The sequence below is a fragment of the Ignavibacteria bacterium genome (assembly GCA_016873775.1).
Taxonomy (GTDB): Bacteria; Bacteroidota; Ignavibacteria; order UBA10030; family F1-140-MAGs086; genus JAGXRH01.
This window is the reverse complement of the sequence record VGWC01000009.1, coordinates 35,031-52,305: the sequence shown is the minus strand read 5'-3', so window position 1 is coordinate 52,305 and position 17,275 is coordinate 35,031. Positions and strand designations below refer to the sequence as shown.

Sequence of the window (17,275 nt, the reverse complement as noted above, 5' to 3'; positions counted from 1 at the left end):
GCTCGTGGTATCGTCAATCGCGTTTCGATGAACTCGCGCTTATTTTCAAAGCCGCAACGTTCGGCGTGTTGTTACTTTTCTTTTTGGTTTTTATTGATGACAAAGGAGTTGGTTCGACAACAACATCGCGTTTATATATTTTTGTCTATTGGGTTTTCATTTTTCTTTTTACAACAAGTGGAAGATTATTTTCGAGATTTATTCAACAGCGATTACTTGTATCCGGAATTGGAAGACGAAACGCCATCATTGTTGGTAATTCGGAACAAGCGAAAGAATTATTTCAACAACTCAACAATAATCGCGGCATTGGATTAGAAGTTGTCGGCTTTGTTGCGGTTGAAAATTCTGAAAAAAATATTTCTGACGAAGAAATAAAAATTCTCGGAACAGTGAAAGAAATTTCAACAATCATCGAACAATATTCAGTAAAAGAAATTCTCATTGCACTCGATTCAACACAGCACGATAAATTGTTAGAAGTTCTCACCGCAAGTTCTCCGTATAATGTTCAACTGAAAATTATTCCCGATTTATACGACATCATTAGCGGGCAAGCGCGAACGATTCCCATTCACGGTTTTCCGTTGATTGAGATAATGCCGGAGTTAATGCAACCGTGGGAAAAAGTAATCAAGCGTTCATTCGATATAGTTTTTTCTTTTGTAATTCTCCTTGTTGCATTTCCTTTTTTACTTTTCGTTGGAATTCTCATTAAACTTACATCGAAAGGAACAATTTTATATTCACAAGAACGTGTTGGAAAAGATGGAAAGCATTTTCACATTTTTAAATTCCGAACGATGTATGAAGATGCTGAAAAAAAATCTGGTCCTGTGTGGGCCGGAAAAGATGACCCACGCATTACACCGCTCGGAAATGTTTTACGCAAAGCGCGCATTGATGAAATTCCGCAACTCATTAACGTACTCGATGGCGATATGAGTCTTGTTGGTCCGCGTCCCGAACGACCATTTTTCGTGGAACAATTATCTCATGAAATTCCTTTATATTCTCGCCGTTTAAAAGTTCGTCCGGGAATTACTGGATGGGCGCAAGTGAAACACAAATACGATGAATCCATCGAAGACGTAAAGAAAAAAGTCGAGTACGATTTATACTATATCGAAAATATGTCGCTTCGTTTGGATATAAAAATTTTGTTGAACACGATTTCCGTTGTGTTGTTGGGAAAAGGACATTGAAGAATTTTACATTTTACATTTTACATTTTAGATTGTTGAAACTGCGAATGAGTAATGACAAGTTACTAATGACTGTCATTGGTCATTGGTCATTCGTCATTAGTGTTGCAATTGTATGTTTTACGAATACAAATTTGTACTCACAAGTTGAAAACGTTCCTGTCGGAAATCAAGTGTATGAGTATTTGAATCGTATGAATGTGAAAGGAATTTTACCGCAGTACTCCAGCACGATTCTTCCGATTTCACGAAAAGAAATAGGAGATATGTTGAAAGTAATTGAAACAAAAAAAGAACAACTTTCTTCGGTTGACAAAAAATATTTGGAAAAGTTTCAACGTGAATTTGCATTTGAATTAGGAGTTGTAGAACAAAATTCTCTTTTGTTCAAATCAGACATGAAAGAAATATTTTCTGACAAAGAAAAATACTTGTATGCGTTTCAAGATTCTTCCGCAACAATGTATTTGGAGTTTCTTGGTTCACTCTTTTACAAAACGGTAAGTGGAAATAACAACACAACAAATTTTGAAACAGAGCAACACGGCGTGAGAATTCGTGGAACATTTAAAAATCGTCTCGGATATTTTATTTCGGTAACAAATGGAACAGTATTCGGCGATAGAAATTTTGCATTGACAGAACCGCGATTGAGACAAAACTATAAGTTCAATGATTTAAACACGCCGTACTTTGATGAAACAGAAGCGTATCTTCGCGGTGATGCAGATTTTTTTCAAGTAGAAATTGGGCGCGAATACACAACAATCGGAACTGGTTTTTCCGACAAACTTCTTCTCTCCCAAAACGCTCCGGTGTTTGATTTGATTCGCTTTGATATGGAATATAAATCGCTGCGATTCGTTTCTTTGCAAGGACGATTGGAACAAGATAAACCTATGTTTTCCGGTTTAACTATTGTTGAAGATATTCGCGAAACAAAATATCTTGCGCTTCATCGTTTAGAATTTCCGTTGCTTGAAAAATTTAAAATCGGTTTGAGTGAAATGATTATTTACCAACGCTTTTCTCCCGAATGGGCGTATCTCAATCCATTTACGTTTTACAAATCGTTGGAACACGCGCTCGGCGATAGAGATAATGCGTTTATGAGTTTTGATGTTGAATATTTTCCTTTCTCCGATTACAAATTGTATGGAACAATGTTGCTTGACGATATAGATTTTCCCAAAGTTGGTAATCATTGGTGGGGAAATGAATTAGGTTGGCAAGCCGGAATTTTTCACACGAATTTTTTTTCTTGCGATAATCTCGATGCTGTTGCTGAATATACTCGCATTGAACCGTATGTATATTCAAATCGTGTTCAAGGAAACGATTATTCCCATCGCAATGTTGGTCTTGGTCATCACTTGCAGCCAAACTCCGATGAAATATTTTTTCAACTGAATTATAGAGCAAGCGAACAACTTAGATTGTATTCATCGGTTGCTTTCGAGCGACACGGAGAAAATTATTTTCAAGGAAGTACATACATCAATGTGGGAGGAAATGTTTTGGAAGGACATCGTTCGTTTGATGATTCAACGGCATATTTTCTTGATGGAAATTTGTTGAAAACATTTTCGTTCCAACTCAGAGCATCGTACGAACCAATCAATAATTTTTTTGTAATCGGTTTGTATGAATTTAAGAATGAAAATGAAACATGGCATTCCAAAAAAATAAGTAGCAATTATTTTTCATTTCAAGTTCGCCTCGAATACTAGAAATCTTCAATCTAAAATCTAAAATCTCAAATTGAATCTCCATCTCGTTGACGTTGTCGGTCAATACAAAAAAATAAAACACGAAATTGACGAAGCAGTATTGCGCGTCGTTGAATCGGGACAATACATTCTCGGAAAAGATGTTTCTGAATTTGAAAATAATTGTGCGAGATATTTGAATGTAAAACATGCAATCGGTTGCGCTTCAGGAACAGATGCGTTGCAAATTGCTATGATGGCATTAGGAATTGGTAAAGACGATGAAGTTATTACAACATCATTTACATTTGTCGCAACAGTTGAAACGATTGCACTCATTGGCGCAAACCCCGTGTATGTTGATGTGGAAGAAGATTCGTTCAATATCAATGTTTCGCAGATTGAAAAAGCGATTACGAAAAAAACAAAAGCAATTATTCCCGTTCATCTTTTTGGTCAATCCGTTGATATGCAACCGTTGCTCGAAATAGCGAAGAAGTATAGTTTGTTTGTTATTGAAGATATGTGTCAAGCAATTGGCGCAGAATACACCGGGGAAAAAGTTGGAACATTCGGAGATATATCTTGCACAAGTTTTTTCCCAAGTAAAAACCTTGGTGCATTCGGCGATGGTGGAATGCTTTTCACAAACAATGATTTGCTTGCAGAAAAAATGCGAATGATTGGTAATCACGGTTCGAAAGTTCGTTACTATCACGAATTACTTGGCGTGAATAGTCGTTTGGATACAATGCAAGCGGCGATATTGGATGTGAAATTGAAATATCTGGACGAGTGGAATAATAAGAGAAGAATTGCCTCCGCGAATTACAATAAACTTTTTGCAAATTCAACCATAAAAACTCCGACAGAAAAAAGTTTCGCAAAACACATTTACCATCAATACACGATACGAGTACCGAAACGTGATGAACTTGCGGAATATTTGAAAGCAAAGAAAATTCCTTTTGGTGTTTATTACCCCATCCCGCTTCATCAACAACAAGCGTTTTCGCATTTCGTTGAAAAAGATTTTCATTTACCAATCACAGAAAAAATTGTGAACGAAGTAATTTCACTTCCAATGCATACGGAACTCATGATGGAAATGCAAGAATATATTGCGAAAACAATTTTAGAATTTTACGCATAACGAAAATGTCGAAAGCATTAGTTATTACACCAACATACAACGAATCGGAAAACGTTCGACAGCTTATTGACGAAGTGTTGAAACAAGATGCATCGTTAGAAATTCTCATCGTGGATGATAATTCTCCCGATGGAACTGCGAACATTGTCAAAGAAATTCAGAAAAATAATTCTCGAGTACATTTAATGGAGCGCCCGAAAAAAATGGGACTGGGAACAGCGTACGTTGCAGGATTTAAATACGCAATTGCTAATGGTTTCGATTTTATGATTGAAATGGATGCAGACTTTTCGCATAACCCGATTGAGTTACCGAATTTATTGAAATTGATGAACGAACATGATTTGGTAATCGGGTCGCGATACATTTACGGAGTTCGTATCATGAATTGGCCAATTCGCAGATTGATTTTAAGTTACGGCGCGAATGTCTATACAAGAATTATCACGGGAATGAATATCAAGGATGCAACCGGCGGATTTAAATGTTTCAAACGAAAAGTTCTCGAATCAATCAACCTTGATGATGTTCATTCCAACGGTTATGCGTTTCAAATCGAAATGAATTACAAAGCATGGAGAAAAGGTTTTCGTTTGTTTGAACATCCTATTATTTTTATGGACAGAACGTTAGGGCAATCGAAGATGTCAAAAAACATTATTTACGAGGCGATTTGGATGGTGTGGCGATTGAAGTTTCAAGCATTGATTGGAAAAATATAAAATAAGTTGCATTGCGATGAGTGAAACGACGATGCAATCTTCCTAATGCATCAAAGAATTTAGAAGGTTGCTCCGCTTCGCTCGCAATGACAAAATGAAAAATGGATTTATCTATAATCATAGTCAATTACAATGTGCGAGCGTTTTTGGAAAATGCGCTCGTGTCCATACAGAAAGCATTGAGCAATCTGGAAGGAGAAATCTTTGTCGTTGATAATGCCTCTGATGATGGAAGCGTGGAAATGGTGCAAACAAAATTTCCGAATGTTCACTTCATTGCAAGTAAAGAAAATCTCGGTTTTGCAAAAGCAAATAATATTGCACTAAACAAAGCGAAAGGAAAATATTTTCTTCTCATTAATCCCGATACCATTGTTCAAGAAGATACGTTCGAAACAATGTTGCAATTTTTTGAATCGAATAATGATGTAGGATTAGCGGGTTGTAAAGTTCTTTCTCCCGATGGAACGCTACAACTTGCGTGCCGTAGAAGTTTTCCGACACCGTTTATTGCATTTTCAAAACTTATCGGATTGTCTGATATGTTTCCAAAATCAAAATTATTTGCGAAATATAATCTGACATATTTGAATGAGAATGAAACAAACGAAGTTGACGCAGTGAGCGGTTCGTTTATGTTTTTGCGAAGAGAAGTATTTGAAAACATTGGCGGACTCGACGAAGATTTTTTTATGTACGGTGAAGATTTGGATTGGTGTTATCGCGTGCAGCAAAGCGGATGGAAAGTATGTTATGTTCCGACAACACAAATCATTCACTACAAAGGAGAAAGCACACGCCGTAGTTCCATTGACGAAGTAAAAATATTTTACCACTCAATGCAATTATTTGTGAAGAAACATTTTCGCTCGTACGTGTTATTCTTACCGTTGTTACAAATGGGAATTTTCTTTCGTTCTTGGATTGCATTTCTTGGAAAAAATAAAACAACATTTTTGGTAATGGTGATTGATTCTGTATTTATATTTCTTTCACTCGTCCTTTCAGAATATCTTTGGCGCGGAAGATTATATTCTTTCCCATCGTATGCCTATCCTGCGATTTACATTTTCTCAATCTGCATAATTTTGTTTTCGGAATTTTTGAGCGGTGCGTTAACAAGACGGAAAACAATTTCTTCTGCATCTTCAATTGCCGTCATTGCATCGTTTACGTTTCTTTCTGCATTGACGTTCTTTTTTAAAGATTACGGATTTAGCAGAATGGTAACGTTACTTTCCGGAATGATGACATTGGTCGTACTTCCCGGATGGAGATTGGTTGCTCATATTTTTTTCAGTATGCAACAAACAGGGAAACGTTCTGTGATTGTTGGTGTTACAAAATCGGGAGAAGAATTAGTTCGAAAATTGCGCTCACGCGTTGACCACAGTTACGATATTATTGGGTTTATTGACACGCATCGTCAACGCATTGGAGAAAAAGTAAATGGAGTTGAAATCTTGGGAAGCGTAGATACCATCGGAAGAGTCATTCGCGAGAAAAAAATTTCCGATGTTATTTTTTCTACTGATGCGCTTTCGTACACGGATATCCTTTCTGTTATCGCACGGAGCAGAGACCGGAATGTGAGTTATCGTCTTGTGCCAAGCAGTTTGGAAGTCGTGATTGGAAAAACACGTATTGACGAACTTGAATCGCTTCCGTTCGTTGATATTGCGTATAATATTCATCAACCGTTCAATCGTTTTGTTAAGCGCACATTTGATATTTTTCTTTCACTGTTTTTATTCCTTTTCTATCCGTTAGTACAATTATTTCTTCCGAAACATTCCATAGCGAAAAAGAAAATTTTGCTAATACCAAAAATTCTGAATGGAGAAATGAGTTTTGTAGGACGACCTGTATTCACACATTCAACAAGGGTTTCCGGAATGAATGGGAGAACAGGAATGTATTTAGGGAAAGCGGGATTGACGGGACTTGCGCAAATAAATTACCGAAACGATATGAGCGCGGAAGAAATTGAAACATACAATTTGTACTATGCAAAAAATCAGTCGTTATTACTTGATATAGAAATACTTATTAAATCATTTTTTTTCACCGGACAAAAACAATAATAATTTATGGTACGAGTAGTTTTAGAATTTGAAAAATCTGTTGCAGAACTGGAACAGAAAATTGAAGCGATGAAAAAAGACGCGGAGCATTTCGATTTGCAGGACGATATTAAAAAATTAGAAAAAAAATTGGATGCTTCGAAAGAAGAATTATATTCGCATCTTACTCCATGGCAACGTGTACAACTTGCTCGCCATCCGGAACGACCGTACACGCTTGATTACATTCAGTTGATAACGAAAGATTTTATCGAACTTGCTGGCGATAGATATTTTCGTGATGACAAAGCAGTTGTTGGCGGATTTGCAAAACTTCTTGGCTACGGAAAAGTCGAAGACGATACCGTAATGGTTATCGGACAACAAAAAGGTAGAGACACAAAATCAAATGTGTATAGAAATTTCGGAATGATGAATCCCGAAGGGTATCGCAAAGCGTTGAGACTGATGAAACTTGCAGAGAAATTTCAAAAGCCTATTGTAACGTTTATAGATACTCCCGGCGCGTATCCGGGCATTGAAGCGGAAGAACGCGGACAAGCGGAAGCGATTGCGAGAAATATTTTTGAAATGTCGCGCATACAAGTTCCGATTGTCGTTTGTATCATTGGGGAAGGTGCGAGCGGTGGAGCATTAGGAATTGGTGTTGGGGATAGAGTATTGATGTTGGAAAACACGTGGTATTCTGTTATTTCTCCAGAAAGTTGTTCGAGTATTTTATGGAGAAGTTGGGAATTTAAAGAGCGTGCAGCAGAGGAACTCAAACTTACTGCGCCGGATTTGCAGAAGTTGAAAATAATAGATAGAATTGTACCGGAACCGCTTGGAGGTGCGCATCGCTCTCATCAACAAGCAGCAGCGTTGTTGAGTAAAGTTCTTGTTGAAGAATTAACATTGCTTTCGAAAATGAGTTTTTCAAAACTTCCGGAACGTCGCGTTGAGAAATTTTCAAAGATGGGAGTTTGGGAAGAATAAAACTTCTATGAACGTTACATCACACATTCGCGTGCGATACGCAGATACAGACCAAATGAAGTTTGTGTACTATGCGAAATATTTTGAATACTTTGAACAAGGTCGTTCTGATTTGTTGAGAGCAATCGGTGTGCCGTATCCTGAAATTGAAAAGCGAGGAATGTTTCTCCCAGTAATTGAAGCGCATGCTGAGTATTTTTCTTCCGCGCATTTTGATGATTTGCTCGAAGTTGTAACGGTATTGAAAACAATTCCATCTTCAACAATTCGTATTGAATATGAATTGCGAAATGCTGAAACAAAAGAGTTACTTAGTAAGGGATATACAGTTCATTGTTTTCTGAGCGCGCAAAACGGTAAACCAACTCGAGCGCCAAAATATTTTCTCGACGCTGTTGAACAGAAATTATAAAGGATGAATTCTTTTCTTTACGATAATCGTATTACGCGTATCATTGAACAAGCGTTGTATGAAGATGTTGGACTTGGTGATGTTACGACATCAGCGATAATTCCTGAAAACACGATAGGCAAAGCCGAAATACTTATTAAAGAAAATGGTATTCTTGCAGGAATTGAAATTGCAGAATTCGTTTTTCAAACGATGGATAACGAAATAGTTTTTCACAAAAATTATTTCGATGGAGATATCGTTGCCAACGGAATCACTGTAGCAACGATATACGGTTCGTTAGCAAATATAATTCGAGCGGAAAGAACAGCGCTGAATTTTCTTCAACGAATGAGCGGTATTGCAACACTCACAAGAAAATTTGTGAAAGCGGTTGATGGTACAAACGCAAAAATTACGGACACAAGAAAAACTGTTCCTAATATTCGCATACTTGATAAACTTGCAGTGAAAATCGGCGGAGGAATAAATCATCGCTTCGGTTTGGATGACATGGTGTTGATAAAGGATAATCACATTGCCGCTGCCGGTGGAATTGGTTTTGCGATTGAGAAATGTTTGGAATTTCTTTCATTGCAAAAGATGCGATTAACGATTGAAGTTGAAACTAAAAATATTGATGAAGTAATGGAAGCATTGCAATACAAGGAAAATATTCATCGTATTATGCTGGATAACTTTTCTCTTCCTGAAATGAACATTGCTGTTGAGCGAATACATCATTCCGTTGAAGTTGAAGCATCGGGAAATGTTTCAATGGAAAATGTACGGTCAATTGCAGAAACGGGCGTTGATTGTATTTCTATTGGTGCGTTAACGCATTCGGTTAAAGCACTTGATATCTCGTTGGAAATTGTGAACTGATGTTTGACAAAATAAAACTTCTCGCCTCGGATACTGCAATTTATGGTGTAAGCACAATTCTCGGAAGATTCCTTACATTTCTTCTTGTTCCTTTTTACACGAATGTTCTTTCTCCTGGTGAATATGGAGTTGTTTCGTATGTATTTTCACTGATTGCTTTCTTAAATGTCGTGTACGGTTTTGGAATGGAGTCAGCATATTTTCGTTATTCATCTTCATTGGAAATAGGGGGGAAGGAACAAAATTTTACTACGCCATTTCTTTCATTATTCTGTTCTTCAATTTTCTTTTCAGTATTACTGGTAATTTTTTCTACTCCGATTGCGCAAACAATTTCCATTCCTTCTCAACACATTTCGATAATTCATTACGCTTCGTGGATTATTTTTTTTGATACACTTGCAATAATTCCTTTCGCATCGTTACGAATGGAGCGCAAAGCAAAATCATTTGCAACGATAAAATTTTTGAATGTTGCTATTACTGTTTCATTGAATGTACTATTACTTGTGAAGTATCATTACGGAATAGAAGGAATTTTTATCAGCAATTTGGTAGCATCAATACTTACTTTTCTCTTTTTACTTCCGACAATTATAAAAAACTTCACAAAAACAATTTCATTTTCATTATACCAAGCATTGTTGAAATTCGGTTTGCCGTATGTTCCGGCAGGAATTGCGACTATGATGGTGCAAGTTGTTGATAGACCGATCCTCCGCGCTTTAACCGATGATGCAACCGTAGGAATTTATCAAGCGAATTATCGTTTGGGAATCGTAATGATGCTCGTTGTTTCGGTATTCGATTATGCATGGCGCCCTTTTTTTCTTTCACACGCGAAAGATGAACTTGCGAAAGAATTATTTGCACGAATTCTTACATATTTCTTTTTGTTTATGACATTGATTTTTCTTGTTGTCTCTTTTTTTATCGGCGATATCGTTCAAATTCAGTTCTTCGGGCATTATCTCATTCATCCGAATTATTGGAACGGATTATCCATCGTTCCCATTGTATTGATTGCGTATTTGTGTTTAGGAATTTCTGGTAATATAGTTGCAGGAATATATATCGAAAAAAAAACGCAATGGCTTCCTCCTATTACGTTTCTTGGCGCAGGAGTGAATGTTGGTGCAAATGTTCTCTTGATTCCTTTGTACGGAATTACTGGTGCAGCATGGGCCACATTTTTCAGTTATTTTGTAATGGTATCAGTGTTGTCTTTCATCGTTCAGAAATTTTATCCGATTCAATATGAAAATGCTCGCATATTAAAAATTACGATTGCGGGCTTTATAAGTTTTATACTTTATTTATTATTCGCTAACGCAAGTTTTCAAATCGTTCTAAAATTAACTTTGCTATTATTTTTTTTCATAGTGTTGTACGGATTGAAATTTTTTGAACAATCAGAACTTCAAAAAACGAAATCAATCTTTCAATCATTTCAGAAGCATTCAGCCAAAAATGATTTTACCACAGTAGAATAACGGTGCGTATTTTGCCAATTCGAATTTTATCTCTAAATTTTACGCCGATTTTTTTACTAATTGGAATGTAATTCAGTGTCTATCATACAAAAGCAAACACACTTTTTCAAAGAAACAGAAATAACTAAAAAATGGTATCTCGTAGATGCAGGAGGTAAAACGCTTGGTCGAATTGCGAGTCGAGTTGCACATATCTTGCGTGGAAAGCACAAACCAACTTTTACTCCTAATGCAGATTGTGGAGATTTTGTTATAGTTGTAAATGCTGCAAATGTTCAACTCACCGGCAAACGAAAGGAATTGAAAAAATATTTTCACTATACGGGTTATCCAGGGGGAGCAAAATGGGAAAAAGCATCAACATTATTAAAAAATAAACCTGAATCTGTTATCGAAACAGCAGTACGTGGAATGATACCTCATAATCGGTTAGGAAAAAGAATAGCAATGAAGTTGAAAGTATATCGAGGTTCGGAACATCCTCATCAGGCACAAAAACCAGAACCACTAACATTTTAAGAAAAGAAAATGCAACACACAATTTTTATCGGGAGAAGAAAAACATCCGTCGCTCGCGTCTATCTAATTTCTGGCAACGGAACAGTTACCATCAATCGAAATCCATTGAATAAATATTTTCCGCTTGATACGTTACAACATCAGGTGAAATTTCCTTTAATGGTAACGGAAAGTGAAGGGAAATTTGATGTTGTAATCAACGTCCAAGGCGGTGGAGTTACCGGTCAAGTGGAAGCCGCACGCTTAGCGGTTTCTCGTGCGCTTGTTGCTCAAGACGAATCGTTGAGAACAACGTTGCGTTCATTTGGACTGCTTACGCGAGATCCGAGAATGGTAGAACGGAAGAAATATGGACGTCCCGGCGCTCGAAAAAGATACCAGTTTTCGAAGCGATAATTTTAGAATTTTTTTTATTCACAATTTTTTAATTCACATACGTTCTGATTTTTTTGAAAGTGTCCCGATTGTTTTCACAGAATAATCGCGACCTCAAAAAGACAAGACGAACGTAGCGGTTTGCATTCCTAATTTTAGGATTGCAAAAATAACTACACACACTAAAACTTTTAGGAACACATATAATGCCACGAGTAGAACTCACGGAATTGCTTGATGCGGGGGCGCATTTTGGGCATATTACTCGCCGTTGGAATCCGAAAATGAAGCCATATATTTTTATGGAAAAAAACGGAATTCACCTTCTCGACTTAAAGAAAACTCAAGACTTAATTGAGATTGCTTGCGATGAACTGACAAAACTTTCCAGCGAAGGGAAACGCATTCTTTTTATTGGTACGAAAAAACAAGCAAAATCAATTATTGAAACAGAAGCAAAACGTTGCAACGAATTTTATATTGTTGATCGTTGGCTTGGTGGACTTCTAACAAACTTTGTAACAATTCGCAGAAGCGTAAAACGGTTAAATAATCTAGTCAAAATGGAAACGGACGGAACGTATGACAAGATTACCAAAAAGGAAATCCTCATTATTTCACGTGAACGACAAAAACTGGAAACAACGCTTTCAGGAATTGCAGATATGGTTCGATTACCTGGGGCATTGTTTGTAGTTGATATTAAGAAAGAATTGATATCGGTGTTAGAAGCAAAGCGATTGGCAATTCCTGTGTTCGCAATCGTTGATACGAATACAGATCCATCCATTGTTGATTATCCAATTCCAGCCAATGACGATGCTGTTAAATCCATACAACTTATTTCGGAAACGGTTGCCGATGCAGTTATTGAAGGAAAAGAAGTATATGCAATGCAAGTGATGAAAGATGCTGAACAAGCAATGAAAGAAGAAGAACCAACGCCGCCGGGAGAAGAAAAACACGAGCCGGAACGTCCTAAACGCAAGCAACGTATTCAAAGAAAAAGAACTGAAAACAGAGCATAATTTTTTATGGCAATAAAAGCAGAAGATGTAAAAAAACTTCGGGAGAAAACCGGCACCGGAATGATGGATTGCCGAAAAGCGCTTGAAGAAACTGATGGAAATATTGAAAAAGCAATAGAATTGCTACGAAAACAAGGAGCGGCATCGGCAGAAAAACGAATTGGACGCGCGACCAACCAGGGTATTGTAGAATCGTATATTCATACTGGAGCTCGGCTTGGTTCGATGGTTGAACTCAATTGCGAAACGGATTTTGTTGCAAAAACCGACGATTTCAAATCACTCGCTCGTGAACTTGCGATGCAAATAGCGGCAATGAGTCCAAGATTTATCACCCGCGAACAAGTTGATAAAGAACTCGTCGAAAAAGAATTGGAAATTTATCGTTCCCTCGCGAGAAGCGATGGGAAACCCGAACAAGTTGTCGAAAGAATAGCGCAAGGGAAATTGGACAAATTTTATCAAGATGTTTGCCTTTTTGAGCAATCGTATGTTAAAGATCCGGGGAAGAGTGTTAAAGATTTAATTACGGAAACCATTGCAAAAACAGGAGAAAATATTTCAGTGAAACGTTTTATCCGATTTCATCTTGGAGAAGACGGACAAGCATAGCAATCGTTGATGTCGTCAAGAACTCCCCGCTTTAAACGTATTTTACTCAAACTCAGTGGCGAATCATTGATGGGTGAAAAAAAATATGGTATTGATTCGCAAATGTTGCGATTCTATGCAAATGAAATAAAAGAAGCGCACGATTTAGGAATTGAAATCTGTATTGTTATTGGTGGTGGAAATATTTATCGCGGCTCGAAAAATTCTCTGGATGGCATAGATGAAGTAACAGGAGATACGATGGGAATGCTGGCGACGATGATAAATTCTCTTGCATTACAAAGTGCGTTGGAAAAATTAGGAATCTTTACGCGCTTAATGAGTGCTGTAAATATGGACAAAGTTGCAGAACCCTATATTCGCCGCCGCGCAATTCGTCATATGGAAAAAAAACGCGTGGTAATTTTTGGCGCAGGGACAGGAAGTCCGTACTTTACAACGGATACGGCAGCAGCATTGCGCGCAGCAGAAGTTCATGCAGACGTGATTTTAAAAGGCACGCGTGTCGATGGCGTTTATAACGTTGACCCGGAAAAAGACCCAACAGCGTTTCGATTTGATGAAATCTCGTTTCTTGATGTAATAAAACGCGATTTAGAAGTGATGGATATGACGGCAATAACATTATGTAGAGAAAACAAACTGCCGATTATTGTTTTCAATATTACACAAAAAGGAAACTTGCGCCGCACGATTATTGGTGAAAATATTGGCACACGTGTTGCACTCGATGTTCCTGTCTATTATGATGACCAAGCACATTAGGAGTAGTTCAATATGGGAAAAGAAATCTTGATAGAAGCAGAACAAAAAATGCTCAAAGCCGTTGACGTTACGAGAATTGAATTGATAAAAATACGTACGGGAAAAGCAACAACTGCACTTCTTGATGCTGTGAAAGTTGATTACTATGGTTCGCATGTTCCATTACATCAAGTTGCAAATATTTCTATTCCCGATGTTCATACAATTGCCATACAACCGTGGGAAAAAAATATGATTGCAACGATAGAAAAAGCAATTATTGCGGCAAATCTCGGGTTTAATCCCGCAAACGATGGAACAATTGTACGCGTTCCGATTCCTATGCTGAATGAAGAACGTCGGAAAGAACTTGTGAAATTATCGAAGAAATTCGGAGAAGAAGGAAAAATTTCTATTCGTAATGTTCGTCGTGATGCGATTGAACATCTGAAAAAATCTGAAAAAGCAGAACATTTTTCCGAAGATGAACGAAAACGCGGAGAACATCAATTGCAGGAAATGACGGATAAGCACATTGCGGAAATAGACCAGTTGCTTGTCAAAAAAGAAAAAGAAATACTCGAAGTTTAAAATAGAAAGAACTCTCATTTATGAAACATGGAATTCATCCCAAATACAAAATGGCACGTGTTGTTTGCTCGTGTGGAAACATCTTTGTAACACGTTCGACAGCAGGCGATATCAAAGTAGAAATTTGTTCCAATTGTCATCCGTTTTTTACCGGCGAACAAAAAATTGTTGATAGTGAAGGTCGTGTGGAACGCTATTACAAAAAATACGGAAAGAAACCGGAAGTTACTGTTTAATTTTCCGAACATAACACTATGGAATTTCTCAGGCGGAATGGAAAAATATCCATTCCGTTTTTTTGTTTAAATCGTTATGCATTATTTTTTATTTGAAGATTACTCAGTAGAAAATTTTTTCCCGCTGGTGTATTTTCGTGCGATTCACGAACTTCGAAGTGGTTGTTCAACGCTCGGAGAACGAATACGTTCACATTTTCCGCAATCAAACTGGAGTGTAATTTGCCGAAGTGCAGTTCGTCCTTTCTTGCAAGAGGAACGAGAAATTTTTTCTGAAAACAAATATAGCAGGGAATTGATTTTCGTAAATTCACGCGTAAAAATGACGAAGGAACTTGCTTCCAATATTCAAAACGAAAAAGGAGAAAAACTTCTGTTCATAAGTGATGGAAATGTTGCGGCGGCAAAATTCAATTTTGAGCAAAAGGAATTTTCACCAAAAAAGAAAAGAGCAATTCGTCGCAGAACACAATTCTCTGATGCCAAAAAAATAAATGTTGATGCGAAGTTTTTCTTTTATCCGTGGGAAATTATTCAATACAATCATCAAGCGATTGAAGATGATTTCCGAATATTACGAAAGAGAAAACCAAGGAAATTCCAAGGAGTTCACGTTGTCAATTCCGTAAATGTTTCGGTTGGGAAAAATTGCACAATAAAACCCGGTGTTGTTCTCGATGCAGAACACGGCGCGATTGTTCTTGGTGACAATGTCGCGGTAATGGCGAATGCAGTAATTGTTGGGCCTGTATTTATTGGAAATAATTCGCTTATTAAAGTCGGAGCGAAAATTTACGGCGGAACTTCAATCGGTGAATGGTGTAAAGTAGGCGGCGAAGTTGAAGCGAGCATCATTCAATCCTATTCTAATAAACAACACGATGGATTTTTGGGACATTCATTTCTTGGAAGTTGGGTAAATCTTGGCGCAGACACAAACACGAGCGATTTGAAAAATAATTATGGCAATGTTCGTGTTCACGTTGGGAAAAAAGAAATTGACAGTGGTTCGCAGTTTGTCGGTTCTCTTATTGGCGATCATGCAAAAACAGGAATAAATGTTATGTTGAATACAGGAACGGTGATAGGAATTTCGTCCAATGTTTTTGGTGCAGATTTTCCGCCGAAGTTTATTGGAAATTTTTCGTGGGGAAGTGGAAACGAATTCCGTACGTACGATATACAAAAAGCAATTGAAACTGCGCGTGTAGTGATGAAACGGCGGAACGTTGAAATGACTGAAGAATACGAGAAAAGAATGAGACAAATTTTTTTAGAAACAACAAGAAACAAAAAGAATCGAGGCAAATAATTTTTATGAAGGCGATAGTAAAATCCATTCCTAAAACAAACGAAGATTGGAAAACAGGCGTACAATTGATTGAACGCGAGGAACCGCAAATTACTTCTCCGCATGATGTAAAGTTGCGTGTTCTGTACGGTGCGATTTGCGGAACGGATGTCGGCATTTACAATTCGAAAGATTCGTTGCGCCGCGAAATGTCGGTTGTGAAAAATTCCAATGTTGTTATCGGTCACGAGTTTTGCGGACAAATCATTGACGCAGGGAAAAAAGCGAAAGCATTTCTTCTTGAAAAAATTCAACTCGAATATGGGAAAGAAAAGTTTGTTAAAGATTTTTCTCTTAACAATTCAAAAATTCCGTTCAAAGACCGTGATGCTCATTTCTTGAAATTTCTTGAAAATAATTTTTACTCTTCAGCAGAAATGCACATTACCGATGGAACGTGTCATCAATGTAAATTAGGAGAACAACACGTTTGTCAGAACACGGTCATTAAAGGCGTTCACGCTGATGGAGCATTTACGAAAAGTGTTGTTGTTCCGATGCAGAACATTGTTTTATTTCGCAAAGGAGAAATTCCTCCGGAAGTTATTGCGTTTATGGATGCGCTCGGAAATGCTACGCATACCATCCAATCGGTTCCTGTGAAGGGAAAAACAATTGTCGTGTTGGGTTGTGGTGTGCAGGGATTGATGGCAACGGCGGTTGCTGCGATGTGTAAAGCGAAGAAAATATTTGTTACCGATATTTCTCACGGGAAATTTTCCCACGAAAAACTTGTGGAAAAACGTTTTAAACTTGCAAAAGAATTTGGCGCAACTGCATGTTTTGATGTTGCTGTGGAGAGCGAGAAAAAGTTATTTTACGAAACACTCAAAAGAGAAACTAAAAATGCCGGTGCAGATGCAGTTCTCGAAATGTCTGGAAGTTACAAAGCGTACGAAGATGCGTTTCATATTGTGCGAAGCGGCGGCGCGATTTCGTTGCTCGGTTTGCCGTTCGGGAAAATGGAAATTGATTTCGCGAAAGATATTATTTTCAAAGGCGTAACAATTCACGGCATTATTGGTCGCAGAGTTTTTTCGTCGTGGGATTTGATGCGTCAATTGCTCAAGAAAGGATTGGCGAAAAAGTTTGTGAAGAGCGGATTTATTACGCATCAATTTCCATTGGAAAAATTTGAAGATGCATTTTCAGCCATCCGCGAAGGTGATGGATTGAAAATTTTGTTGAAGCCGTAAACTAAA

Annotated in this window: 18 protein-coding genes; all 18 read left to right on the top strand. The window is 37.5% G+C overall.

The features are described 5' to 3' along the window. Window positions 1-1,205 (top strand): sugar transferase (locus FJ218_02615; GenBank protein MBM4165803.1); only part of this gene is annotated, 1,205 nt, incomplete at its 5' end. A gap of 47 nt (window positions 1,206-1,252) precedes the next feature. Beyond that, the gene (locus FJ218_02610) at window positions 1,253-2,935 is read left to right on the top strand and encodes a capsule assembly Wzi family protein (protein MBM4165802.1); all 1,683 of its coding nucleotides are present in this window, start codon (window positions 1,253-1,255) and stop codon (window positions 2,933-2,935) included. Window positions 2,936-2,966: 31 nt separating this feature from the next. Further along, complete coding sequence (locus tag FJ218_02605; GenBank protein MBM4165801.1) at window positions 2,967-4,067, top strand: DegT/DnrJ/EryC1/StrS family aminotransferase; 1,101 nt, start codon at window positions 2,967-2,969, stop codon at window positions 4,065-4,067. Window positions 4,068-4,072: 5 nt separating this feature from the next. Continuing rightward, window positions 4,073-4,789, top strand: coding sequence for a polyprenol monophosphomannose synthase (locus FJ218_02600; GenBank protein MBM4165800.1), 717 nt, complete (start codon window positions 4,073-4,075; stop codon window positions 4,787-4,789). 101 nt (window positions 4,790-4,890) lie between these two features. Further along, window positions 4,891-6,873, top strand: a complete 1,983-nt coding sequence (locus FJ218_02595) for a glycosyltransferase (GenBank protein MBM4165799.1) — start codon at window positions 4,891-4,893, stop codon at window positions 6,871-6,873. 6 nt (window positions 6,874-6,879) lie between these two features. Next, the gene (locus tag FJ218_02590) at window positions 6,880-7,848 is read left to right on the top strand and encodes an acetyl-CoA carboxylase carboxyltransferase subunit alpha (protein ID MBM4165798.1); all 969 of its coding nucleotides are present in this window, start codon (window positions 6,880-6,882) and stop codon (window positions 7,846-7,848) included. Window positions 7,849-7,855: 7 nt separating this feature from the next. Further along, window positions 7,856-8,260, top strand: a complete 405-nt coding sequence (locus tag FJ218_02585) for an acyl-CoA thioesterase (protein MBM4165797.1) — start codon at window positions 7,856-7,858, stop codon at window positions 8,258-8,260. 3 nt (window positions 8,261-8,263) lie between these two features. Then, window positions 8,264-9,124 carry a carboxylating nicotinate-nucleotide diphosphorylase gene (gene nadC / locus FJ218_02580; protein MBM4165796.1) on the top strand — a complete coding sequence of 287 codons (861 nt, stop codon included), beginning with the start codon at window positions 8,264-8,266 and terminating at the stop codon, window positions 9,122-9,124. Next, a complete protein-coding gene (locus FJ218_02575) occupies window positions 9,124-10,617 on the top strand; it encodes a hypothetical protein (GenBank protein ID MBM4165795.1) in 1,494 nt (497 codons plus the stop codon). The genes nadC and FJ218_02575 overlap by 1 nt, the downstream gene beginning before the upstream one ends. 84 nt (window positions 10,618-10,701) lie before the next feature. Beyond that, window positions 10,702-11,136, top strand: a complete 435-nt coding sequence (rplM, locus tag FJ218_02570; GenBank protein MBM4165794.1) for a 50S ribosomal protein L13 — start codon at window positions 10,702-10,704, stop codon at window positions 11,134-11,136. Window positions 11,137-11,145: 9 nt separating this feature from the next. Further along, window positions 11,146-11,532, top strand: a complete 387-nt coding sequence (gene rpsI, locus FJ218_02565; protein ID MBM4165793.1) for a 30S ribosomal protein S9 — start codon at window positions 11,146-11,148, stop codon at window positions 11,530-11,532. Between the two features lie 185 nt (window positions 11,533-11,717). Further along, window positions 11,718-12,539 carry a 30S ribosomal protein S2 gene (gene rpsB / locus FJ218_02560; protein ID MBM4165792.1) on the top strand — a complete coding sequence of 274 codons (822 nt, stop codon included), beginning with the start codon at window positions 11,718-11,720 and terminating at the stop codon, window positions 12,537-12,539. 6 nt (window positions 12,540-12,545) lie between these two features. After that, entirely contained in the window at window positions 12,546-13,151 is a 606-nt protein-coding gene (tsf, locus tag FJ218_02555) for a translation elongation factor Ts (protein MBM4165791.1), read from the top strand. Between the two features lie 9 nt (window positions 13,152-13,160). After that, the gene (locus FJ218_02550) at window positions 13,161-13,916 is read left to right on the top strand and encodes a UMP kinase (protein ID MBM4165790.1); all 756 of its coding nucleotides are present in this window, start codon (window positions 13,161-13,163) and stop codon (window positions 13,914-13,916) included. Between the two features lie 12 nt (window positions 13,917-13,928). Continuing rightward, the gene (locus FJ218_02545) at window positions 13,929-14,486 is read left to right on the top strand and encodes a ribosome recycling factor (protein ID MBM4165789.1); all 558 of its coding nucleotides are present in this window, start codon (window positions 13,929-13,931) and stop codon (window positions 14,484-14,486) included. A gap of 20 nt (window positions 14,487-14,506) precedes the next feature. Beyond that, a complete protein-coding gene (gene rpmE, locus FJ218_02540) occupies window positions 14,507-14,722 on the top strand; it encodes a 50S ribosomal protein L31 (GenBank protein ID MBM4165788.1) in 216 nt (71 codons plus the stop codon). A gap of 76 nt (window positions 14,723-14,798) precedes the next feature. After that, window positions 14,799-16,034, top strand: a complete 1,236-nt coding sequence (locus FJ218_02535; protein ID MBM4165787.1) for a hypothetical protein — start codon at window positions 14,799-14,801, stop codon at window positions 16,032-16,034. Between the two features lie 5 nt (window positions 16,035-16,039). Beyond that, complete coding sequence (locus FJ218_02530; protein ID MBM4165786.1) at window positions 16,040-17,269, top strand: zinc-binding dehydrogenase; 1,230 nt, start codon at window positions 16,040-16,042, stop codon at window positions 17,267-17,269. Window positions 17,270-17,275: the final 6 nt, after the last annotated feature.

Bases quoted from the DNA above. Each gene is read 5' to 3' on its own strand.
- FJ218_02600 (MBM4165800.1), top strand. From the start codon at position 4,073: ATGTCGAAAGCATTAGTTATTACACCAACATACAACGAATCGGAAAAC.
- nadC (MBM4165796.1), top strand. From the start codon at position 8,264: ATGAATTCTTTTCTTTACGATAATCGTATTACGCGTATCATTGAACAA.
- FJ218_02610 (MBM4165802.1), top strand. From the start codon at position 1,253: ATGAGTAATGACAAGTTACTAATGACTGTCATTGGTCATTGGTCATTC.
- FJ218_02535 (MBM4165787.1), top strand. From the start codon at position 14,799: ATGCATTATTTTTTATTTGAAGATTACTCAGTAGAAAATTTTTTCCCG.
- FJ218_02550 (MBM4165790.1), top strand. From the start codon at position 13,161: ATGTCGTCAAGAACTCCCCGCTTTAAACGTATTTTACTCAAACTCAGT.
- FJ218_02575 (MBM4165795.1), top strand. From the start codon at position 9,124: ATGTTTGACAAAATAAAACTTCTCGCCTCGGATACTGCAATTTATGGT.
- FJ218_02595 (MBM4165799.1), top strand. From the start codon at position 4,891: ATGGATTTATCTATAATCATAGTCAATTACAATGTGCGAGCGTTTTTG.
- rpsB (MBM4165792.1), top strand. From the start codon at position 11,718: ATGCCACGAGTAGAACTCACGGAATTGCTTGATGCGGGGGCGCATTTT.
- rpmE (MBM4165788.1), top strand. From the start codon at position 14,507: ATGAAACATGGAATTCATCCCAAATACAAAATGGCACGTGTTGTTTGC.
- FJ218_02590 (MBM4165798.1), top strand. From the start codon at position 6,880: ATGGTACGAGTAGTTTTAGAATTTGAAAAATCTGTTGCAGAACTGGAA.
- FJ218_02585 (MBM4165797.1), top strand. From the start codon at position 7,856: ATGAACGTTACATCACACATTCGCGTGCGATACGCAGATACAGACCAA.
- rpsI (MBM4165793.1), top strand. From the start codon at position 11,146: ATGCAACACACAATTTTTATCGGGAGAAGAAAAACATCCGTCGCTCGC.
- FJ218_02530 (MBM4165786.1), top strand. From the start codon at position 16,040: ATGAAGGCGATAGTAAAATCCATTCCTAAAACAAACGAAGATTGGAAA.
- tsf (MBM4165791.1), top strand. From the start codon at position 12,546: ATGGCAATAAAAGCAGAAGATGTAAAAAAACTTCGGGAGAAAACCGGC.
- FJ218_02545 (MBM4165789.1), top strand. From the start codon at position 13,929: ATGGGAAAAGAAATCTTGATAGAAGCAGAACAAAAAATGCTCAAAGCC.